General features: G+C 40.5%; 20 protein-coding genes, 1 riboswitch and 1 other annotated feature. Of the genes, 2 read left to right on the top strand and 18 right to left on the bottom strand.

The genetic code is table 11. From position 1 onward, the window contains the following. The first annotated feature begins 23 nt into the window (after positions 1-23). Entirely contained in the window at positions 24-317 is a 294-nt protein-coding gene (locus tag PQ478_RS04170) for a hypothetical protein (RefSeq protein WP_012957777.1), read from the top strand. 28 nt (positions 318-345) lie between these two features. Here PQ478_RS04170 and PQ478_RS04165 read toward each other — a convergent pair whose 3' ends face one another. From PQ478_RS04165 to PQ478_RS04100, 14 genes are all read right to left on the bottom strand, one after another. Beyond that, positions 346-1563, bottom strand: coding sequence for a homoserine dehydrogenase (locus tag PQ478_RS04165; protein ID WP_289235913.1), 1218 nt, complete (start codon positions 1561-1563; stop codon positions 346-348). A gap of 83 nt (positions 1564-1646) precedes the next feature. Continuing rightward, positions 1647-1761: riboswitch (SAM riboswitch) on the bottom strand. Positions 1762-1953: 192 nt separating this feature from the next. Next, a complete protein-coding gene (gene aspS / locus PQ478_RS04160; protein ID WP_012957775.1) occupies positions 1954-3741 on the bottom strand; it encodes an aspartate--tRNA ligase in 1788 nt (595 codons plus the stop codon). A gap of 1 nt (position 3742) precedes the next feature. Continuing rightward, positions 3743-5023 carry a histidine--tRNA ligase gene (hisS, locus tag PQ478_RS04155; RefSeq protein ID WP_012957774.1) on the bottom strand — a complete coding sequence of 427 codons (1281 nt, stop codon included), beginning with the start codon at positions 5021-5023 and terminating at the stop codon, positions 3743-3745. Positions 5024-5093: 70 nt separating this feature from the next. Next, positions 5094-5326: a binding site (T-box leader), on the bottom strand. A 59-nt stretch (positions 5327-5385) separates the two neighbouring features. After that, positions 5386-5592 (bottom strand): hypothetical protein, encoded by a 207-nt coding sequence (locus PQ478_RS04150; RefSeq protein ID WP_022626518.1) that lies wholly within the window; start codon positions 5590-5592, stop codon positions 5386-5388. A 72-nt stretch (positions 5593-5664) separates the two neighbouring features. Further along, positions 5665-6105 carry a D-aminoacyl-tRNA deacylase gene (gene dtd, locus PQ478_RS04145; protein WP_012957772.1) on the bottom strand — a complete coding sequence of 147 codons (441 nt, stop codon included), beginning with the start codon at positions 6103-6105 and terminating at the stop codon, positions 5665-5667. A 24-nt stretch (positions 6106-6129) separates the two neighbouring features. Then, positions 6130-8316 carry a RelA/SpoT family protein gene (locus PQ478_RS04140; RefSeq protein ID WP_075683110.1) on the bottom strand — a complete coding sequence of 729 codons (2187 nt, stop codon included), beginning with the start codon at positions 8314-8316 and terminating at the stop codon, positions 6130-6132. 212 nt (positions 8317-8528) lie between these two features. After that, positions 8529-9044 (bottom strand): adenine phosphoribosyltransferase, encoded by a 516-nt coding sequence (locus PQ478_RS04135; RefSeq protein ID WP_012957770.1) that lies wholly within the window; start codon positions 9042-9044, stop codon positions 8529-8531. A gap of 2 nt (positions 9045-9046) precedes the next feature. Beyond that, the gene (recJ, locus tag PQ478_RS04130; protein WP_289235912.1) at positions 9047-11416 is read right to left on the bottom strand and encodes a single-stranded-DNA-specific exonuclease RecJ; all 2370 of its coding nucleotides are present in this window, start codon (positions 11414-11416) and stop codon (positions 9047-9049) included. Positions 11417-11494: 78 nt separating this feature from the next. Beyond that, positions 11495-11833 carry a LapA family protein gene (locus PQ478_RS04125; RefSeq protein ID WP_012957768.1) on the bottom strand — a complete coding sequence of 113 codons (339 nt, stop codon included), beginning with the start codon at positions 11831-11833 and terminating at the stop codon, positions 11495-11497. A 30-nt stretch (positions 11834-11863) separates the two neighbouring features. Continuing rightward, positions 11864-12763, bottom strand: coding sequence for a cation diffusion facilitator family transporter (locus PQ478_RS04120; RefSeq protein WP_012957767.1), 900 nt, complete (start codon positions 12761-12763; stop codon positions 11864-11866). A gap of 124 nt (positions 12764-12887) precedes the next feature. Continuing rightward, the gene (gene secF / locus PQ478_RS04115; protein WP_022626514.1) at positions 12888-13832 is read right to left on the bottom strand and encodes a protein translocase subunit SecF; all 945 of its coding nucleotides are present in this window, start codon (positions 13830-13832) and stop codon (positions 12888-12890) included. Next, entirely contained in the window at positions 13822-15126 is a 1305-nt protein-coding gene (secD, locus tag PQ478_RS04110; protein ID WP_289235911.1) for a protein translocase subunit SecD, read from the bottom strand. The genes secF and secD overlap by 11 nt, the downstream gene beginning before the upstream one ends. Before the next feature lie 153 nt (positions 15127-15279). After that, positions 15280-15555: a post-transcriptional regulator gene (locus tag PQ478_RS04105; RefSeq protein ID WP_022626512.1), complete on the bottom strand. Its 276-nt coding sequence runs from the start codon at positions 15553-15555 to the stop codon at positions 15280-15282. Between the two features lie 36 nt (positions 15556-15591). Further along, positions 15592-16077 (bottom strand): COG2426 family protein, encoded by a 486-nt coding sequence (locus tag PQ478_RS04100; protein ID WP_289235910.1) that lies wholly within the window; start codon positions 16075-16077, stop codon positions 15592-15594. Between the two features lie 132 nt (positions 16078-16209). On the opposite strand from PQ478_RS04100, the gene spoVB reads away from it, so the two are divergent. Then, positions 16210-17781, top strand: a complete 1572-nt coding sequence (gene spoVB, locus PQ478_RS04095; protein ID WP_289235909.1) for a stage V sporulation protein B — start codon at positions 16210-16212, stop codon at positions 17779-17781. A 39-nt stretch (positions 17782-17820) separates the two neighbouring features. Here the strand turns inward: spoVB and PQ478_RS04090 are convergent, their stop codons facing one another. The 4 genes from PQ478_RS04090 to PQ478_RS04075 form a co-directional block, all read right to left on the bottom strand. Next, positions 17821-18960 (bottom strand): dicarboxylate/amino acid:cation symporter, encoded by a 1140-nt coding sequence (locus tag PQ478_RS04090; protein ID WP_022626509.1) that lies wholly within the window; start codon positions 18958-18960, stop codon positions 17821-17823. 192 nt (positions 18961-19152) lie between these two features. Beyond that, the gene (locus PQ478_RS04085) at positions 19153-19458 is read right to left on the bottom strand and encodes a hypothetical protein (RefSeq protein WP_289235908.1); all 306 of its coding nucleotides are present in this window, start codon (positions 19456-19458) and stop codon (positions 19153-19155) included. A 103-nt stretch (positions 19459-19561) separates the two neighbouring features. Further along, positions 19562-20218, bottom strand: coding sequence for a DUF421 domain-containing protein (locus PQ478_RS04080; protein WP_012957759.1), 657 nt, complete (start codon positions 20216-20218; stop codon positions 19562-19564). 116 nt (positions 20219-20334) lie between these two features. Beyond that, positions 20335-21624, bottom strand: coding sequence for an ArsB/NhaD family transporter (locus PQ478_RS04075; protein ID WP_012957758.1), 1290 nt, complete (start codon positions 21622-21624; stop codon positions 20335-20337). Positions 21625-21771: the final 147 nt, after the last annotated feature.

Raw genomic sequence — 21771 nt, 5'->3', positions numbered from 1 at the left:
TATTTAGGAGGCTCCATCTATCCATGAAAAAAGCACTTGCCACTCAGCGCTGTATTGAAATCAGTCAGGAAATCGGCTGGACAGAAAAGCGCATTGTTGAAACATCATATGATATGTTCCTGTTTGAAGATAAACTAACCGTGAAAGATGATCATTACCCGATCCAATCTATTTTTGATATTTCTTACCGTAAAAAGCCAGAAAAAGATGCCATGGGCTTTTTGTATCTCCATACAAACCGCGGAGTTCGAACGTATTATATTAAAGAGGAACCCATTGCGTTGATTAATGCGTACCGTCAATTAATTCAACCATAAGCTCTCCCTCTTACGTTATACTAATTTGTTAGCTTACTTTCACTTCGTTCGCACTTGTGATTCTTTGAATATTTCCATACAGCTGATAAACCGGCTGGCTCAACTCATCTACAGCAGCATTTTTAACAATCCATGCCTCACCTTCTGAATGCGGGATGGATTCAACGATTTCAACACTATATGCTTCAGCCCAGTGCAGACATTCCCCGTAACTTGCTTGATTGACAAATACCATTGAATAGCTGCTCTCTTCTTTTGCTTCATGTTGCTCTTCTGCCACAACACGATCACCATCATAACGACTATGAAGAATAAAATCTTCTACCATACTATTCGCTGTAGCAGCCCCTCCAGCTCCTGGGCCGGCAAACGATAGTTGATCAATATCTTCCCCGTAAAGGACAACAGCATTTACGACCCCGTTGATGGATGCTAGAAGTTCATCACCAGCAACAAAGGCAGGGGACACAATACCTCTCACTTCTCCATCTTCTAGCTTTGCATCACCAATTAGTTTCACCTGACAGCCAAGTTCATTTGCTACCTCTACATGCCAATTTTCAATCTCACTTACCCCGTAACGAGTAATCTGTTCCGTGTCACTCCATTTACCAAAACAGAGTCTGCTTAAAATGATCAATTTATACCACGCATCATAGCTTTCAATATCATCAGTTGGATCACTTTCTGCATAGCCTAGCTGCTGAGCCTCAAGCAGCACATCAGCAAAGCTTCTCTCTTTTTGAATCATTTCCGTTAACATATAGTTTGTTGTTCCATTTAAAATGCCTCGAACTCGATCAATCGAAGTTGTGCTAAGGGTGGCACGCAGCGCATTTATAATAGGAATAGCACCCGCAACAGCCGCCTCATATCCATAAAAGGTGCCGCCAGCTTGTGCACAAGCTTCAAGGTCTTCCCCTCTTGATGCGATCAATTTCTTGTTCGCTGAAATAACCGGAATCCCTTGAGTAAGAAAATGTTTCGTATATGAATACGCTGGTTCAATACCTCCGATCGCTTCAAAGACAATATCATAGGAGTGATGATTTTTAAATTCATCCCAATCAGTAGTCACAAGACCTTCCTCTAAAGAAGCCCGATCTTTTTGACGATCTTTAACTAAAATCGCTTCAATTGCAAATGACTCCCCTAATTGACGTTCAATCGTTTCTCTCGTTCTATGAAAGCGGTCATACACTCCCTTACCAACTGTTCCAAAACCAAGTATTCCTATTTTAAGCATGTGCCTCTCTCCTCGTCTCATCTAAACTTGTATAATCATGAATGCAAAAAAACCTTTCCAAAAGGAAAGGTTTTCACTGCCTTCCCTTATCTTTCAGAATGAATTCATTCTGCTGAACGTAGCACCTTTGTTTGTATAGGCATACAAACCGGTTGCCGGGTTTCATCGGGTCAGTCCCTCCACCACTCTTGATAAGGATGAGATCTCCATCTCATACTGTTTCGAATTTTCTATTGAGTCTGATTATACGCATCTCAAATGAAACAGTCAATCATTTTTTCACTTATATTTTCTCTCTGTATTATTTTAAATGCTGCTCTCGTTCCTCAGGTTGTAAATAGACTTAAAAAAAGAGACTGCCCAATGATCTAGGCAGTCTCTTAGAATGCTTTATACTTCGACCTTATCCGTCTTATTACCGATGATGGATAAATTAAGGTCAATTAACTGATCAAGACTTACTTCGCTTGGTGCATTAGTTAATAAGCAGCTTGCACTTGCTGTTTTAGGGAATGCAATCGTATCACGTAAGTTTGTACGCCCTGCTAGAAGCATGATTAGACGGTCAAGTCCAAGAGCGATTCCCCCGTGCGGTGGTGTACCATATTCAAATGCTTCAAGTAAGAAGCCGAATTGTTCTTTTGCTTCTTCTTCTGAGAACCCTAGCGCTCTAAACATATGCTCTTGAATTTCACGCTCATAAATACGCTGTGAACCGCCGCCAAGTTCATAACCATTTAATACAAGGTCATAAGCCTCGGCACGAACAGATGCAGGATCTGTAGCAAGCAGGTCACGATCTGCTTTCTTAGGACTTGTGAACGGGTGGTGAAGAGCGACATAACGCTTTGCATCCTCATCATATTCAACGAGCGGGAAGTCAACAACCCATAAGAAATTAAATGCATCTTTATCAATTAAGTCGAACTCTTTACCGAACTTCAGACGAAGTGCACCAAGGCTGTCAAAGACAACTTGCGCTTTGTCTGCTGCAAAGAATAATAAATCGCCTTCTTCCCCATTCATCGCACTTAGAAGGTTCTCTGCATGTTCCCCTTCAAAGAATTTAGCAATCGGGCCTTTTAAGCCATCTGCTTCAACCTTCAGCCAAGCAAGACCTTTTGCACCATACGGCTTAACAAATTCAGTTAACGCGTCAATTTCCTTACGAGACATTTTACTTGCCCCGCCTTTAAGATTTAAGCCTTTCACAATACCGCCGCCGTTAATCGCACTTGTAAATACTTTAAAGCTTGAGTCACGGACTACATCTGAGAGCTCAATTAACTCCATTTCAAACCGTGTATCCGGCTTATCAGAGCCATAACGGTTCATTGCTTCATCATACGTCAGACGAGGCATTGGAAGGGAAACTTCTACACCTTTTGTTTCCTTTAAAACTTTTGCCATCATTTTCTCTGTCATTGAAAGAAGGTCTTCTTTATCCATAAAAGAAGTCTCAATATCAATTTGGGTGAATTCTGGCTGACGGTCTGCACGTAGGTCTTCATCACGGAAACAGCGAACCACTTGGTAGTAACGTTCAAAACCAGACACCATTAAAAGCTGCTTGAAGATTTGCGGCGACTGCGGAAGAGCATAAAATTCACCATGGTGCACGCGGCTTGGAACAAGATAGTCACGAGCTCCTTCAGGTGTACTCTTTGTAAGCATTGGTGTTTCAATTTCAAGAAATGCTTCTTCGTCTAAGAAATTACGAATTAACTTTGTTGTTTTGTGGCGTAGTTTAAATGTTTCCTGCATATCAGGACGGCGTAAATCTAAGTAACGGTAACGCAGACGCACATCCTCTGATGCATCTGTATCAGCTTCGATTTGGAATGGAAGTGATTTTGAAGCATTGAGTACTTCTACTTTTGTTACATGAATTTCGATCGTCCCTGTCTCAATCTTGTCATTTACTGTACGCGCGTCACGCGCAACGACTGTACCTTCTACTTCAAGTACGTATTCATTACGAACACGTTCTGCTGTCTCAAGTGCTTCTTTATTAACCTCTGGGCTAAAAACAACTTGAACAATGCCTGAGCGGTCTCGCAAATCAAGGAAAATAACATTTCCTAAATCACGGCGCTTTTGCACCCACCCTTTTAATTGTACGGTCTCCCCTACATGTTCACTTCTTAACTCTCCACAATGATGCGTTCTACCAATCATCTTATTTGCCTCCCTCAACTTGCTCTTTCATGTATGTGATAAAAGTATCGAGTGCAACCTCGACCTGTTCGCCTGTTTCCATATTTTTCACATTAATTCGATTTTCATTAAGCTCATTATCACCAAGAATCGCTGTATAGCGTACGTTTAGGCGATCTGCAGCTTTAAACTGTGCCTTCATTTTTTTATCTAAGTAATCTTTGTCACAGCGAATCCCCGCTTGTCGTAACTGATACAAAAGCTCAACTGACTTCGCTTTGGCCGCATCACCAAGAGTAACAAGGAAACAATCAAGCTGATTACCAAAATCAGGGACCTTCCCTTGTGCCTTTAACGCCATGATCAATCGTTCAATACTGAAGGCAAAGCCGATTCCTGGTGTTTCTGGGCCGCCAAACTCTTGTACAAGGCCATTGTATCTTCCGCCGCCGCATAATGTTGTAATGGCTCCGAATCCTTCTCCTTCAGCCATTACTTCAAAAGCAGTATGATTATAGTAATCCAAACCGCGCACTAATGTTGGATCTACTACGTAAGGCAGATTCATTTGATCAAGATGCTGCTTCACTTCTTTGAAATAAGCAGCAGACTCTTCTGTATAGTAGTCATGAATAGAAGGAGCTGTTTGCATTAATGGATGCTCACGGTCTTTTTTACAATCAAGAATACGCAATGGATTCTTCTCTAAGCGGTTTTGGCAATCTGAACAAAATTCACCGATGCTAGGCTTAAAGTGATTGATCAGTGCGTCTCTGTGAGCTTCACGGCTTTCTTTATCTCCTAAACTGTTTAACACAAGTTTGATATCTGTTAAGCCAAGCTCATAATAGATGCTCATTACTAATGCTAGAACTTCTGCATCGATGGCCGGATCTGCACTGCCTAACGCTTCTACTCCAAATTGTACGAACTGGCGCATGCGGCCTGCTTGCGGTCTTTCATAACGGAACATTGGACCAGTATAAAATAGTTTTGTCGGCTGACTCGCTTCTCCGTATAGTTTGTTCCCTACAAAAGAGCGCACAACTCCAGCTGTTCCTTCAGGACGAAGAGTCAAACTGCGCTCGCCGCGGTCAGTGAATGTGTACATTTCCTTTTGAACAATATCTGTTGTTTCCCCTACTCCACGCGCGAACACTTCAGTATGTTCAAAGATCGGAGTGCGAATTTCTTTGTAATTATAGCGGCTGCATATTTCTTTTGATTTTTGCTCGATATATTGCCAAATTTCAATTTCACCTGGTAATAAATCTTGCGTACCGCGTGGTATTTGCATACTCATTTTTGTTCCTCCTGCACGTATAAAAAGTCTTTTTTAAAACACAAAAAACTCCCGCCTCTGATGTATCTACATCAGGGACGAGAGTTATATACCCGTGGTGCCACCCTAATTGAAGCAAACTGAACTTGCTTCCACTTTTAAACAGTTAACGCCTGTTAACGTCATCTCCTACTGATCTACACGTTCAGAGAAAATCCTCAGAGGTGTTCATTCATCAAGACAAATTGGGAGGGCTCTCAGCCGCGGCCTCTCCTCTCTTTACAACCTGCTACCTTAATTACTCTGCCTCTTCACCGGAATAATGCAAATTTGTAATTGGTTTGTTTACTACTATACGAATGAAACTCCAAGCTGTCAATAGGCTAATTTCGTCCGAGCTTATGCTTTAGAGCCCTCACATCTCTAAGGGATAAGCCAAACTCTGAAGCGAGCTCCAAGTTTGTATTCGTATTTTCTTTTTCCACAAAGCTGTGAAAGTCTACATGAAACATTTGATCTGTGCTTTGATGCATAGATTGCTGCCGCATACTAGAGCGCATATAGTGGATCTTCCTTTCTGATACATCCATTAATATACCTCTAGCATGACCACAATTAATAAAAAACTTACAGCCAAACGCAAATAATTTATTTTAAATAAATTATTTACTTTCCACAATTAAAGTGACAGGTCCATCATTTGTTAGAGAAACATCCATCATTGCTCCGAATGTTCCTGTTTCTACATGGATCCCTTTATCACGAAGAACTTGGTTGAAATAATCATAGCGCTCTTTTGCTATATCAGGCTTTGCCGCATCCATAAAGTTTGGACGACGGCCTTTTTTACAGTCGCCGTAAAGAGTAAATTGAGAGATCGATAAAATCTCTCCTTCTTTGTCTTTAAGAGAATGATTCATCTTCCCATTTTCATCCTCAAAAATACGGAGGTTAACGACTTTGTCCGCTACATATTCTACATCTTCATTCGTATCCTCATGTGTGATTCCAACTAGCAACACTAAGCCAGAATTAATTTTACCCACTACTTCATCTGCTACTGTAACTGAAGCTTCCTTCGATCGTTGTAATACGACTCGCACGACTAACACCTCAAATGATATAGATTAATGCATAATTCGGCGTACAGAATAGATATCTTGTAAATGTTTAATCTTTTCCACTACTTTATGGAGATGATCAATATTTTGAATTAAGATCGTCATATTAATCGTCGCCACTTTATTGCGGTGATCACTCTTTCCTGACACCGCGTTAATCATCGTTCTTGATTCCGTAACAGCTTGTAATACCTCATTTAATAAACCATTGCGGTCAAAACCAGTAATTTCAATGTCTACGTTATACGATTTTGACTGCTGATGATCGCCTTCCCACTCAACAGGCAAAAGACGAGTTTTCGCTTCTTCTGTGTTCACATTCGCACAATCAGCTCGGTGGATAGAGACACCGCGGCCTTTAGTAATATAGCCGATGATGTCATCACCAGGTACGGGTGTACAACAGCGAGATAGACGAATAAGCAGGTTGTCCACACCTTTTACACGTACGCCTGAGCTTGCTTTCTTCTTAGGTGTAAAAGAAGGAATCTCTGATATAGCTTCTTGCAGAGACTGCTCTTCTTGCTCTTGGTCTAGCTGCTTACGTAATTTCTCGGTCATTCGATTAACAATTTGTTTAGCACTAATCCCGCCATACCCAGCTGCAGCAAACATGTCTTCTTCGCCTGCAAAACTGAATTTATTGGCAACCAGTTGAATATTTTCTTCCGTCAATACCTCTTTTGGTTCAAAATCGAGGGCACGAATTTCCTTTTCAACGATTTCGCGTCCCTTTTCGATATTCTCTTCGCGGCGTTCTTTTTTAAACCATTGCTTAATTTTATTTTTCGCGTGAGAAGATTGAGTGATCTTTATCCAATCCTGGCTAGGGCCATAGGAATGCTTAGAAGTCATCACTTCGACGATATCTCCTGTTTTCAATTCATGATCAAGCGGCACCATTTTGCCATTTACTTTGGCCCCAATACAACGGTTGCCGATCTCACTATGAATACGATACGCAAAATCAAGCGGCACGGACCCACGCGGAAGGTCAAGCACATCTCCCTTTGGAGTAAATACGAAGACCATGTCACTAAATAAGTCCATTTTTAGGGATTCCATAAATTCTTGTGCATCATTTGTTTCGTTTTGCGATTCAATAATGTCACGGAACCAAGTAAGTTTGTCCTCAAATGAGTCTTTAGACGAACCTGAAGATTTTCCTTCTTTATATGCCCAGTGAGCCGCTACCCCGAATTCAGCAACGCGGTGCATTTCTTCTGTACGTATTTGAACCTCGAGAGGATCACCGAATGGTCCAACAACGGTTGTATGCAGAGATTGATACATATTGGCTTTAGGCATCGCGATATAATCTTTAAATCTTCCAGGCATCGGTTTCCAGCACGTATGAATGACCCCGAGTACAGCATAGCAATCTTTAATATTCTTTACGATGATGCGAACAGCTAAGAGATCATAAATTTCATTAAACTGCTTGTTTTGAAGCACCATTTTACGATAAATGCTGTAAATATGCTTCGGTCGGCCGGATAACTCCGCATTCACTTTGACATCAGTTAAGTGTTCATTGATTGTGTCCATTACTTGTGATAAATACTGTTCACGCTCCGCTCGCTTGCGCTTCATCAAGTTAACGATGCGGTAATACTGCTGCGGATCTAAGTAACGCAAGGCCGTATCCTCAAGCTCCCACTTAATTGTCGAGATACCTAGTCTATGAGCCAGCGGCGCAAAGATTTCGAGTGTTTCATTTGACGTGACTCGCTGCTTTTCAGGCGGCATGTATTTTAGAGTTCGCATATTATGAAGACGATCAGCAAGTTTAATCAAAATCACTCTAATGTCTTTTGCCATAGCGACAAGCATTTTACGGTGATTTTCCGCCTGCTGTTCTTCTTTTGATTTATACTTAAATTTTTTAAGTTTGGTTACCCCATCAACAAGCATAGCAACTTGCTCGTTAAATTCTGCGGAAATTTCTTCTACAGTTACCTCAGTATCTTCTACCACATCATGTAAAAAAGCAGCAGCTACTGTATTAGGGTCTAATTCAAGTTCCACTATAATTCCTGCAACTTGAATTGGGTGTAAAATGTAGGGCTCGCCAGATTTCCGGTACTGCCCGCTATGAGATTTCTCAGCATACTCGTATGCTTTACGTAAAAAAGCAATGTCATCTTCACTAAGATATTGACTTGCTTTTTCTAACACTTGATCTATGGTCATGGAATCACCTATTCACGATTCGATTTCTTCTTATTATCGTTAAGTTTTCAATGGATGTAAAGGGATAAAGGCGAAAAATGTCGAGGTAGTATAGAAAAATATTTCCACCCCTGTGCCCGCTTGTATGTAATCACTACTACTATGCCCTTTTCTGTATTTAGATAACAGAAAAGAGCACTCATCACTTATGAGCACTCTGATCTTCTAGTTGTTTATTTATACGTCATTAATGAGAAAATGTCATGGCCTTTAAGTTTCTCACGGCCATCTAGGTAATCAAGTTCAATCATGAACGCGATTCCAACAACAATCCCGCCTAGTTCTTCAACCATTTTAATTGTTGCTTCAATGGTACCACCTGTAGCAAGCAAGTCATCAGCAATCAGTACGCGCTGCCCTTTTTTAATAGAATCACGGTGGATCGTCAAGCTGTCTTTACCATACTCTAAACCATAATCAACTGAGATCACTTCACGCGGAAGCTTTCCTGCTTTACGTACAGGAACAAATCCAGTTCCTAGAGAGTAGGCAATTGGACAACCAACAACAAAGCCACGAGCTTCAGGCCCAACAACAAGATCGACTTCTTTATCTTTTGCAAATTCTGCCATTTCATCAATAGCCGCTTTGTATGCTGCACCATCTTGCATCAAGGTCGTAATATCTTTAAAGCGAATACCTTCTTTAGGGTAGTTTTCTACAATTGTAATATACTGTTTAAAATCCATTTTTACACCGTCTCCTTGATTTGTCGTTCATCTATTTCATTTCGGGGAATCACGCGATTGAACCATTGCTTTAATTCCTCATAAGAAGAATAAACGAATTGATTTTCTATTTGTGCTTGCTCTTGTTTTCGTTGATACGTAATTGACGCATCGAGCGCTTTTTTCTCTGGTGCATCACTTAGAGATAGAACGCCATTGTCTATTGTAACAAAACCGAGCTCTAAAAACACCTGGGACATAAAATCGATCGTATGTCTAGACCAGCCTTTATGCTTAGCAAGGTCTGTTCCATGTTTTTTCACATCGAATGTTTTACGCTTTAATAAAAAAGCATAGAACCATTTAAATTGATCACGATTTGGATTTGTCGTAAAAAACGAATCGTCCTGTTGATGAAAAATAGTATAAATCCTGCTAGGTGTTCCTTGTTCTTTAAATAAAAGAGAAAGCTCTTCTCGAGTATTAGGCACATCTAATAATACCACATACTTCCCTTCAAAGCCTCCGCTCATCTCCGTCAGATCACTCGCTTTTCTCAAGTCATCCAGCTGGAGTCCGAGCTCTTCTTTCGTGGATTCTTTGAAGAAAATAAGTACACGGTCATCAATCGGAATTTCCATCAATCGATCTTCTAACCTCTTTTGTTTAATACTGCGCCAGTCAAAAAGCTGCCATTCCTTAACTGCAAGATCTTCAAGCATCATCTGCGGTTTTACATGTCCATTCCATTCATTGATGGAAAGAGTTCCAATCGCAGAGAGCTTTGCCGTCTGACTGATTTCATCATGTAAATGCCCTAAATGAAAGCCAATCCCATCAAGACTCGCTCCGTTTTGAACAAAAGACATTTTTAGATGATTAGACTCACTGCCAATACGGCGCATCTGATCGATATGAACTCCTTCAAGCATCACTTTTGGTGTTGGATTATTCACTCCAAAAGGAGCTAGAGCTTCTAACTGCTTAATCACCGTTAAGGAGATGCGGTCTACCGTTGTGGATAAATCGATCTTCGTAAGCGGCTTAAAGTCTTCCTCAGTTAGAACTTCCTTCGCCTGATTATTTAAACGTTCACGCAGTAAATTAAGATCAGATTCTTTCATTGTCAATCCAGCCGCCATTGGATGTCCTCCAAAATGAGGCAGGATATCTCGGCTTTTCGATAATTCTTTAAACATATCAAAGCCTTCAATACTCCTCGCTGAACCTTTGGCTAACCCTTTTTCTTCGTCAATACTTAATACGATTGTCGGACGATAGAAACGCTCAACAAGGCGTGAGGCAACAATCCCAATAACACCTGCATTCCAGCCGGCTCCTGCAATGATCAACACATCATTCTCATCTGGAGGATACTTAGATTCTACGACCTCGACTGCTTCTTCAGTAATCGTATTAACAATCGATTGACGTTGTTTATTAAAAGAATCAATTTCAGCAGCTAGGTGTTCCGCTTCATTTGAATCATTCGTAATCATCAACTCTACTGCCGGATCAGCTGAATCAAGTCTTCCTGCAGCATTGATCCGCGGTCCAATTCCAAAGCCGACATGATCGCCCGTTAAGGCATCCTGACCAATTCCACACACTTTCATCAAAGCACGCAACCCTGGCTTCGATGTTGATTCTAGGGCCTTCAGTCCTTCTTTAGCCATTAAACGATTCTCATCAATCAGCGGTACTAGATCAGCAATCGTTCCGATAACAACAATATCAAGCAGCTCTTTAGGAATTCTGCCGAGGAGTGCTTGTGACACTTTGAACGCAACCCCTACACCAGCTAATCCTTTAAAAGGATACGTACAATCTGGCTGCTTCGGGTTTACGATAGCATATGCCTCTGGCAAAACTGGAGGGGCCTCATGATGGTCGGTCACAATAAAATCAAGATCAATCTCTTTTGCGACATTCGCCTCGTGAACAGCAGAAATCCCTGTATCTACTGTTACGACTAAGGAATACCCCTCTTCTTTCGCACGCCTCAAAGCCGGCTCATTAGGCCCGTAGCCTTCTGTGAACCGATTAGGAATATAATAATCAAACACAGCACCAAGTTCATTTAACGTGTAAATCATAACAGAGGTGCTGCTTACACCGTCCGCATCATAGTCACCAAATATTAAGATCTTCTCTTGGTTTGCAATGGCTTCTTTAATTCGTGCCACAGCCTTGTCCATACCCTTTAACAAATAGGGATCATGGTACGTCATTTCCTTTGTATATAAAAAAGTTCTCGCAGCTTCTGGTGTCTCTATGCCTCGATTAACTAATAATTGGGCAACAAGTTCATCAACGCCCAGCTCGCTTACAAGCCTACCTGCTTTATGTTCATCTTGTTCTTGGATTTTCCATCTTGCCTTAGGTCTTAACATAAGTTCACCCCTTGACCATCCTATTATACAGGAGGTGCCAAGGGGTGACAATGATTGAATGCGTCTATATTGTTTACTTTATTTGGGATCTTGATCTAAGGTTGTGTCTTTAATGACGGTATTCTCGTCTTCTTCCACTTTGTCAATAGAAGATTCCGTTTTAACGGCTGACTCTTGATGGCCCTTTAACGTCTTCAGTTTTTTAAGCTCGGCTTGAAGACGGTAGATTTTAACCATTCCAAGTGCACCTGCTACAATGGCCCCCATAAATACAGAACCTAAAATAACGAGAATTAACGGCCATTCTGCTGTACCAAATAGATAATTCACCCGGACGCCTTCTACATTAATGACTGCAAAGATTGCAATAATAATAGCAACTAACAAACCTAAGATAATATTCCATTGTCCCCTCATCCCATAACCCTCCTCATGGTATTTTTCTACTTATTCTTTTTCTCTATATGGATTAATATGAACGAGAACATCTTGCACATGCTTTTCTTCTAATAACCTTAACTTTACATTTTTCCCTATCGTATGGCCTTCTTCAACAGTTATGTTCGGGTTAACACCAATTTTTATATCGATAATGACATAATGACCGTGTTCACGAGCATAAAACTCATCAATATTTAATACACCCGGAACTTCAGCTGCTGCTTTTTTCATTTCGATCGTATCTTCTTCGTGAAGAACATGGTCTAATGCATTATGAATCGATTGTTTCCCTAAGCTGTAAGCCATTTTCCCAATTAAGATGGCCACAAACGCACTCGCTATCGCATCCCCGTATACAAGCCAAGAAATATTGAGCATACCACCTAAAATAGCAGCACCAATACCGATAAGAGCAGCCAGCGATGAGAATACATCTGAACGGTGATGCCAGGCATCTGTCATTAAAGCTTCACTCTTATACTTTTTACCCAGCTGATACTTATATCGAAACATAATTTCTTTTGTAACGATCGAAAACAGCACCGCATAGATCGCAATCATCTTCGGTACCACAACGGGCTCAAAGAAGGACTTTATTGCACTAAGCGCAATTTCAAAACTCACGATAAATAAAAGAACCGCCACTATAATGGCTGCTACAGATTCCGCTTTCCCATGACCATATGGATGATCTTCATCCGGCGGTAGTTTTGCTGCGCGGACGCCAATTAAAACGACCACAGATCCCACAACATCGGATGCAGAATGTGCAGCATCAGCAATGAGCGCTCGGCTGTTAGCCATAAATCCAATAACCGCTTTAATAATCGCAAGTATGATATTTCCTATAATCCCTACCCAAGCAGCAAAGCGTACTTTACGGTACCGAATATCTGCTTCTTCCATATGCTCACCTCACATAGATAGTATACCAAAACCTGCCACCACTCCACGTTATTGTACCAAAAAAAAGATCATGGTATGCACCATGATCTCATATTATGTCTCTTGCTTTGCACCTGTTCATTTACTAAACAGTCGGCTCTTCTTCTGGCTGAGGTTTACTCTTAAACTTTTGTTTTTTTAGTTGTTTTGACTTCCAGATCAACCATAACTGTGAAGCGAGGAACATAGATGAGTAGGTCCCAGCTACAAGCCCGATTAATAAAGCAAGCGCAAATGATCGAATCGCTTCCCCGCCAAATATAAATAAGGCAGCAGCTGCAAATACGACTGTTAATACGGTGTTAATTGAACGAGCAAGCGTCTGCACGAGGCTTTTGTTTACAACAGCTGCAAGATCATTAAAATCCTTCACTCGTTTTGTTAGCTTCATGTTCTCACGAATTCGGTCAAAGGTAACAATTGTATCATTAATGGAATAACCGACAATCGTTAATACGGCTGCTATAAAAGGAACATTCACTTGAATCTGCAGTAAACTGAATACCGCAATAATAAAGAATGCATCATGCAAGAGTGCCACAATCGCAGCAACCCCATATAAAAATTCAAATCGAATCGTTACGTAGATGATAATCCCGACAGAAGCAATTAATACAGAAATTAACGCATTACGAGCAAGCTCTTGCCCTACTGTAGGAGATACTGTGCCAATATTTGGCTCAGCCCCGAAATTCTCGGAAAAATACGATTGAATTTCTGCAATCTCACCTGCATCAAGCACACCGATAAAGCGTGCTGTAGCCATTTCATTACGATCTCCGCCTAATGTAATGTCATCAGGCGTATATCCTGAACCAATTTGAGCAAATTCTGCTTCCACTTGCTCTGCTGTAAGCGGCTCTTCAGCAAGAATCTCCACTTGAGATCCACTTTCAAAGTCAATTCCTAAATTCAACCCCATCGTCAGCAAAAGGATGACACCAATGAGCATAGCAGCAAGCGAGAACGTAAAGAATTTTTTACGATGCTGAACAAAATCAATCTCGCGGTTTTGAAAATTAAAGCTCATCGATTTCACCTTCTTTCACACCAAACATGCGCGGCTTCTTATTCAGTGCACGACTGTTCACCCATAATCCGAGCAATAGACGCGAACCATACACAGCTGTAACAAAGCTTGTTAAAATACTTACAATTAACATTACTGCGAACCCTTGAACCGAGCTTGTCCCATATGCAAATAGAACACCTGCTGCAAGAATCGTTGTAATATTGGCATCGAGAATTGTTGATAACGAACGACGGCTGCCTGCTTTGAATGCCGACATCATCGATTTACCTGAGCGAATTTCTTCTTTAATTCGCTCGTACGTGATGATATTTGCATCAACAGCCATACCAACACCTAAAATTAACGCAGCAATCCCAGGGAGTGTTAAAATCGCATTCATCCAGTTAAACACAAGAAGTACTAGATAAATGTACATGCTTAGGGTAATCACAGCGATCACACCCATAAAACGATAATAGAAAAGCATGTATAAAAAGATTAACGCAATCCCAATAAATCCGGCATAGATCGTCTTCTCCATTGCCTGTTCCCCAAGAGAAGCCCCTACTGAATTCGAATACATTTCTTCTAGCTGAACAGGCAAAGACCCTGCATTTAATACTTCAGCAATAAAGCGAGTTTCCTCAACTGTAAAATTCCCTTCGATCATAACATCTCTTGATGGGATGACTTGTCTGACAGAGGCAGCGGATAAGAATTTCGGATCCTCACTCATCATCTCTGCTTCGTAAGAGTCCACCCCTTCTTCAAAATCAAGCCAGATCACTAATAAATTTTCACCAGGAAGCCTGCTTGATATCTCCCTTGTTATGTCTTCAAATAACCGTGCATCTCGTAATGTGAGCGTGACAATCGGCTCATTCGTCTGGTCTTTAAATGAAGAGCTTGCCCCGTTTTGCTGCAAGTCACTTCCGTCTAAAAGCACTTCATCATTTACATCACGAAATGTTAAATTTGCTTCTGTAGATAAAAGATCACGTGCCGTTTGCTGGTCATCAACACCCGCTAACTGAACACGAATACGATCATCACCTTCAATTTGAATGTTCGGCTCTGATACACCGAGTACATTTACACGCTGGTTCAACGCACCTACCGTTGCACTAAGTGCTGATTGATCAATCACATCTCCTTCATTTGCAGGATTGACTTGATATAAAATTTCAAACCCGCCTTGAAGGTCTAGTCCAAGCTTGATTTCCTTCGTAATTCCCATAACCGTCTGGCTGATCAGCCCCCCGAAGATGAGTACGATGAGAAAAAAAGCAATAATTCGGCCTTTTTTCACCATGTTGCTCTAATGCCTCCTCCTATTAACGCACTAATGCTTGTCTACTAGGAGACAAGCATTTACACAATAGTCTTATTATAGCTTTTAATGAAAATTCCTGTCAATTTCATCTAGAATATTCTCATTCTTTAGTCATGTTTATGTAAAAACTACCTATACGAGTGTTTCTTTTGCAAACCAATCGTTCTTTTCACGGTAGCTTTCTTTTGTAACCCAAGTCATGTAATCTTGGACCTTTAACGATAAAATAGCCTGAACAAAGGCATGAAGATGAATAAACTCTTTTTGTTTTCGCAGACGATACATTAAACAAGCCCATACTTGATCTTCTGTTACTCGTTCATACCCTAAAAAATGAAACTCATCTACTTTAGAAGATAAAGCAGGCTGTACGTCATATCTCCAACTCTCAAACTGTTGTTTATCCATCCTATCATGCTCCCTTCAAGTGTTGTGCAAGCTTCCTTAAAAAACCATATACATAACGCCTGCAACCCCTACTCCTGCAATAACAACACCAGTTGCAATCGCTAGAAAAGCCGATTTTAGCGGAATGAAGAATAAAATGGCTGCAAGACTTGCTGAATAGGCTCCTGTGGTCGGAAGCGGCACGGCCGTAAATAAAATTAATCCCAGTGCACCGAACTTTTCAACATTATTGCTTTTTTTCATTGTGCGGTTATATAACCAATCATAAAATCGTTTGTACATTGAGAATCTCAGCATCCACTTACTTACCGGACGAAATAATAATAAGATCGGAATAATCGGCAGCAAATTCCCTAAGATGCCAAAAAATAGTGCTTCTCCAAATGAAAATCCAAGCTGATGCGCAAGTGGAATGCCTCCCCTAAGCTCTAAGATCGGCATAGCTGAAATAACAATAACTAATAATTCCGGCGGCAGAAAACCAAATGTGTTAATTAAAAATTCCTCAATCGTGTGTTTCACTCAGTACTCTTCCTCTCTATTCTCTAATCCCATACCAACGACTTTTAAACAACTTGTCATGCTTGCCCCACTACTAAGCATATAAATAATAGCGGAAAATATCCATATTTTTTTATGAAAGTAGGGCTGCACATGTCAAAACAGACCTTTATAAAAGGGACGTTGATCCTCATCATAGCAGGACTCATCACGCGCTTTCTAGGCTTTGTTAATAAAATCGTTGTTGCACGTATTATGGGAGCTGAAGGCGTCGGACTTTATATGATGGCTGTTCCTACCTTACTTCTCGTTATAACCATCACCCAGCTAGGCCTTCCTGTCGCCATTTCAAAGCTTGTTGCTGAAGCAGAAGCAAAAGGCGACCGAAGCAGAATAAAGAAAATTTTAGTCGTATCGTTAGCTATTACAGGTACGTTGAGTATTATTTTCACTGCAGCCATGATTCTCTTTGCACCCATTATATCAAAGACAATGCTTACAGATGCACGGGCTTATTACCCACTCATTGCAATTGCTCCAATTGTCCCAATTGTTGCTCTCTCTTCTGTTATGCGTGGATATTTCCAAGGGCGCCAAAACATGAAGCCTACTGCCTACTCACAAGTTATTGAACAGGTCGTAAGAATTACATTAGTTGCAGTCATGACAAGTGCCTTTTTACCAATGGGTGTAGAGTATGCCGCAGCAGGAGCCATGATCTCAGTTGTATTCGGAGAGCTTGCATCCCTTCTATACATGATCTATATGTTCAAATCAAACAAACGATTTAAGATCCGCTCTGGCTTCTTTAGCTATGTGAAAGAAGGAAAACATACATTCAATGACCTCATGCGAATTGCGCTTCCTACGACTGGGAGCCGTCTCATTGGTTCCATATCCTTGTTTTTTGAACCGATCGTTGTCGCTCAAAGTTTAGCGCTTGCAGGGGTTGCGACAGTCATGGCGACAAGGCAATATGGAGAGTTAGCTGGTTTTGTTATTCCGCTTATCTTGCTTCCTACTTTTATTACGTACTCTTTATCTGTATCACTCGTTCCGGCAATCAGTGAAGCTGCCGCTAAAAAACAATACAAAACGATCCACCACCGCTTAGGGCAGGCACTTAGACTCGCCCTAATCTCAGGCGGCGTATCAGTTGTCGTTCTTTACGTCTACGCAGAACCAATTATGGAGCTTATGTATAATGCTCCGTCCGTTGCAACATATGTGAAAGTAATGGCGCCGTTCAGTATATTCTTATACTTTCAAGGTCCGCTTCAAGCAACACTTCAGGCATTAGATTTAGCCAAAGCTGCGATGATGAACAGTTTATTTGGAGCCGTTGTTAAAATAGGTGCGATCTTTGCATTAGCCACAAGACCAGAACTCGGCATAATGGGTGCAGCCCTTGCCATTGTCATTGGGTTCATTTTAGTCACTCTGCTCCATTTTGCAACGGTTGTCAAAACAGTAAGCTTCACTATCGATATCAAACTAGTCGTTAAGGTCATATTGCTGATCGGCTCATCTACCTGGATTGGCTTCCTTTGCTTAAATCATGCATTCCTTGACCAGTCACTAGTCACAAAAACATTACTCAGCATCTCTATAACCACTCTTTTCTACAGCATCTTAATGATTTTCCTTGGGCTTATCAAAAGAGAGGAACTTAACCGCATACCTGTAGTCGGCCGATATGCAGCAAAATTAGTACCAAAAGGATAATAAAAAGAGCTTCAGCATATATGCCGAAGCTCTTCCTAATTATGATTTAGAAAACTTATCAATGATTAAATTAATCGCTCCGTCTCCAGTTACGTTTGTAGCAGTACCAAAGCTGTCTTGAGCCATGTAAAGAGCAATCATTAAGCCGATTGCTGCTTCGCTGAATCCAAGCATAGAAGTTAATACTCCTAGCGCAGCCATAATTGCTCCTCCTGGTACCCCAGGGGCTGCAACCATAATCAGCCCAAGCATAAAGATAACCGGAAGCATATTTGCAAGAGTCGGTGCCGCTAACTCTGGCGTGATCATCATCACGGCCATCGCACAAGTCACAATGGTGATGACACTACCTGATAAATGAATCGTCGCACAGAGCGGCACTCCGAAGTTTGCAATATTTTCTTTTACGTTATTCTTTTTAACTGATTGTAATGTTACCGGAATCGTTGCTGCACTACTCATTGTTCCGATCGCCGTTGCATAGGCCGGAGCCATATTTGCTAGAAGCTTAAATGGATTTTGTTTACGAAGAGCTCCTGCAGTTGAATATTGGATAACAAGCCAAACTAAATGAAGAGAAATCGCTAAAATTAATACAACAGCAAATAAGCTCAATGTTTCAAAAACTGTTCCTTCATAAGCAAGCTCTGAGAAGATCCCTGCGATATAGAATGGTAATAACGGAATAATGATTGCTGCAATAACGAGTTCAATAATATCACGGCCTTCATCAAAGAAAGCTTTAATCTTTTCGCTTCCTGTTTTAGAAACCCCAATACCAAAAACAAAGGCCATGACTAATGCTGTTACAATCCCCATTAATGGTTCAATCTCAAAACTTAAAAACGGCTCAAGTCCTCCTGCTTCCTCCACCGCTTCACTAGGTGTTGTCAGCATTGGAATGATGAATGAGGCCACTGTGAAAGCTAAAAGGCCGGCAAGAACAGTTGAAACATACGCAAGACCGACTGTACTTCCAACCAGCTTTCCGCTTCGTTTTCCAAGTCCTGCTACGCCGCTTGCAATAAAGAATAAAATAATAAATGGGACGATGAATGTAATAAAGCTGCCGAAAAGAGTTTTAAAAGTGACTAATACTCTAACGACCCATTCTGGTGCTGCCAAACCGATAATGATACCTAAAATAATACCAATGAGCAGTTTCCCTAAAAGTTTCATTTCTCTACCCCCGTTATGTCTCCTAAAGATTGTCTCCTGTAGAAGAACAAATGTATAATGCTATTTTACATATCTATTTCAATAAAACAAGCATTCACGTTATATTCAGAATAGTAAGTTATTACCCCATAATAAAAAGCTAATCCCATTATAAAGATTAGCTTAATGAATTAGCTTACTAAATTGAGGTTCTTACCACCAGAAGAACGCACTAGCTAAAGCAAAACCGCCTATAGCCGCAAGAGCAATTGGAATGACATTGTTTTTTGGACATGGCGGCGGGTAAGGTGCTGGATATGGCGGCTGATAATAGCCATATCCTCCGCTCCGATCATACGATTCCTGCTCATACATTTCATTTGTGTCTTGCTCTACCTCAAGGTATACATGTTCGGTATCGACATTCATTAATCTGCCAGTATAGACGGCACCAGACCGATCTGTAATCGTTACTCTTTGACCTTGATGTTCTTTGGCAAGTTCATAGTAATTAGACACACAGAAACCTCCTTTATCGTTCATATCTATCATATGAACAAACAAAAAAGCCTGTCTCCACTTCTAACCATTTTGCTGCACATTTGCTACATACAATAAACGATTATTGTTCGTCCTTCACATCTACAAAAAAAGATTGATCATCCCTCAATGCACAATAAGAAATTTTCTTAATATCACGATAACCGATCTTTCGCATCTCCTGCCTCAACCATAGAGGTGTTTTATTAATTTTATCTAAATGTTCTTCTTGTACTTTCCCATCTAATATAAGGGGTAATGGCATATTGGGACCGCTATTCTCATTTTGTTTTGACTTTTCTATAACAGAAAGCTTACCGGATGGCTCTAGAATAGCAAACTCCACATCAGAAAGCTTTGCCACTTTGTTTTGCCTCAGCTGAACAAGTAAATCATCGAAGTTATATCGCTGTTTTCTCATTTCATGTTCATCAATCTTTCCTTCTTTAATCAAAACAGAAGGCTCTCCATCCAAGAAATCACGCAGCTTCTCACTTTTTAAAGAAATAACTGCAAAGGTGATTTGAATAATGGATAAGACAAAGATAGGGATTAATGAATGAATCATTGGTGAACTAAAATTATCAATTGAAATAACGGCTAATTCAGCAATCATGATAGAGACAACAAAATCAAGTACGGATAATTGTCCGATCTCTCGTTTACCCATCAAGCGTAAGACGAGGAGAATAATGACATACACCAAAAATGTCCGCAGAATGATTGTCACAAAATCCATCGCCAACGCTCCTTTCATCACCAAACAAGTCTCTGCAAATAGTATGTGCAAACTTTAAATGGTGATGAATTGAAGCTTTTGGTAAGTCTGATTTAGCTTTATTTAATCGAATACGTTTATTGAAAATGAATAAGGTAGCGTAAGTAAATATAGATACTTGATATCACAAACGAAAGAATCGCAATAGGCGCTCCAACTTTTAAAAACTCCCAATAACTGAACGGCTGTTTTGCTTTTAGAGCCATTCCTGCCACAATCACATTCGCCGTGGCCCCGATAATAGTGGCATTTCCTCCTAAACAAGCTCCTAATGCAAGCGCCCACCACAGTGGATCAAGATTCGCCATACCATATTCTTGAAACTCTAAAATAACTGGGATCATAGCGGCTACAAATGGAATATTATCCACAAACCCTGATAGTATGCCTGAGCCCCATAAGATAAACATAGCCGTTTTAGGCAAATCACCATCAGTATAGTAAATAATGGCTTTAGCAAACTCATCAATTAATCCAACTTCTTTTAATCCTCCAACAAGCATAAAGAGACCAACAAAAAAGAACAACGTTACCCACTCAACAGATTTAAACACCTCTTCTACATCCAGTTCTTCCTGAGTGATTAACATTAATAATAAGGCTCCGACCATAGCAATACTTGTCAGCTCAATATGAAGCATTGGTTGAATAATAAATGCAAATGTGGTGGCAAAAAGAACCGTCACTGATTTAAATAAAAGAATTTTATCTTTGATAAAATCTCTCGGATTAAGCATTTTGAGCTTCATCTGATGTTCTGTCCTTACTGAGAGCTGCTTTCGATAATAAAACACAAGTCCAGCCATAACGATGATAAAAATAACAATAACTACCGGACTTAGATGAATCAGAAAATCATTGAAATTTAAATGACCTACCGCCTGCCCAATCATTAAGTTAGGAGGGTCACCTATTAATGTTGCTGTCCCTCCTATATTTGAAGCCATAACAATCGATAATAAGAACGGCACTGCATTTAACTTAAGAAGCGAGGTCAAAGTAAAAATAATCGGGACAATTAAAAGAACCGTCGTGACATTATTTAAAAAAGCTGACCCAAAAGCCGTCAGTGTGGAAATGACAATTAATAGGGGGATTGGCCTCCCTTCTACCCACTTTGCCATTGAAACGGCTACATATTCAAAGAAACCACTTTGGCTTGTGATGGAGACTAAAATCATCATTGCGAGTAACAACGTGATTGTGTGCCAGTCGATGTGCTGCAAGAAAGCAGCTTCTATTTCATAAATACCAAACACAAGCATTAACACGCCGCCAAGACAGGCAATAACTGCTCGGTTTAGTTTTTCAGTCATAATAAAGAAATAGCTGATGATAAAAATGATTAACGCAAAGGTTACCGCCATGTTTGTACTCCTCTCGTCCACATTTCTACCATCCTATGACAAGCTTGATTTAAACATGTCCCTTATTCTTCTGACTGAATGTTTTATGTCTATTTTATACAAGCCCGAATAAGCTGTAGAAAGAGATTAAACTTTAATGAAGGGGAG

It is taken from the genome of Alkalihalophilus pseudofirmus, assembly GCF_029094545.1.
GTDB classification, from domain to species: domain Bacteria; phylum Bacillota; class Bacilli; order Bacillales; family Bacillaceae_D; genus Alkalihalophilus; species Alkalihalophilus pseudofirmus.
Note: the sequence above shows the minus strand (reverse complement) of the source record. Positions and strands in the feature narration are given on the sequence as shown.

Excerpts from the sequence above, each read along its gene's own strand:
- PQ478_RS04080 (WP_012957759.1), bottom strand. The coding sequence starts at position 20,218 with ATGGATTTTGTGACAATCATTCTGCGGACATTTTTGGTGTATGTCATT.
- PQ478_RS04105 (WP_022626512.1), bottom strand. The coding sequence starts at position 15,555 with ATGGATAAACAACAGTTTGAGAGTTGGAGATATGACGTACAGCCTGCT.
- PQ478_RS04120 (WP_012957767.1), bottom strand. The coding sequence starts at position 12,763 with ATGGAAGAAGCAGATATTCGGTACCGTAAAGTACGCTTTGCTGCTTGG.
- PQ478_RS04125 (WP_012957768.1), bottom strand. The coding sequence starts at position 11,833 with ATGAGGGGACAATGGAATATTATCTTAGGTTTGTTAGTTGCTATTATT.
- secF (WP_022626514.1), bottom strand. The coding sequence starts at position 13,832 with ATGAGCTTTAATTTTCAAAACCGCGAGATTGATTTTGTTCAGCATCGT.
- PQ478_RS04150 (WP_022626518.1), bottom strand. The coding sequence starts at position 5,592 with ATGGATGTATCAGAAAGGAAGATCCACTATATGCGCTCTAGTATGCGG.
- aspS (WP_012957775.1), bottom strand. The coding sequence starts at position 3,741 with ATGATTGGTAGAACGCATCATTGTGGAGAGTTAAGAAGTGAACATGTA.
- spoVB (WP_289235909.1), top strand. The coding sequence starts at position 16,210 with ATGTCAAAACAGACCTTTATAAAAGGGACGTTGATCCTCATCATAGCA.
- hisS (WP_012957774.1), bottom strand. The coding sequence starts at position 5,023 with ATGAGTATGCAAATACCACGCGGTACGCAAGATTTATTACCAGGTGAA.
- PQ478_RS04140 (WP_075683110.1), bottom strand. The coding sequence starts at position 8,316 with ATGACCATAGATCAAGTGTTAGAAAAAGCAAGTCAATATCTTAGTGAA.
- PQ478_RS04165 (WP_289235913.1), bottom strand. The coding sequence starts at position 1,563 with ATGCTTAAAATAGGAATACTTGGTTTTGGAACAGTTGGTAAGGGAGTG.
- secD (WP_289235911.1), bottom strand. The coding sequence starts at position 15,126 with ATGGTGAAAAAAGGCCGAATTATTGCTTTTTTTCTCATCGTACTCATC.
- PQ478_RS04135 (WP_012957770.1), bottom strand. The coding sequence starts at position 9,044 with ATGGATTTTAAACAGTATATTACAATTGTAGAAAACTACCCTAAAGAA.
- recJ (WP_289235912.1), bottom strand. The coding sequence starts at position 11,416 with ATGTTAAGACCTAAGGCAAGATGGAAAATCCAAGAACAAGATGAACAT.
- PQ478_RS04075 (WP_012957758.1), bottom strand. The coding sequence starts at position 21,624 with ATGGCGGTAACCTTTGCGTTAATCATTTTTATCATCAGCTATTTCTTT.
- PQ478_RS04170 (WP_012957777.1), top strand. The coding sequence starts at position 24 with ATGAAAAAAGCACTTGCCACTCAGCGCTGTATTGAAATCAGTCAGGAA.
- PQ478_RS04090 (WP_022626509.1), bottom strand. The coding sequence starts at position 18,960 with ATGAAACTTTTAGGGAAACTGCTCATTGGTATTATTTTAGGTATCATT.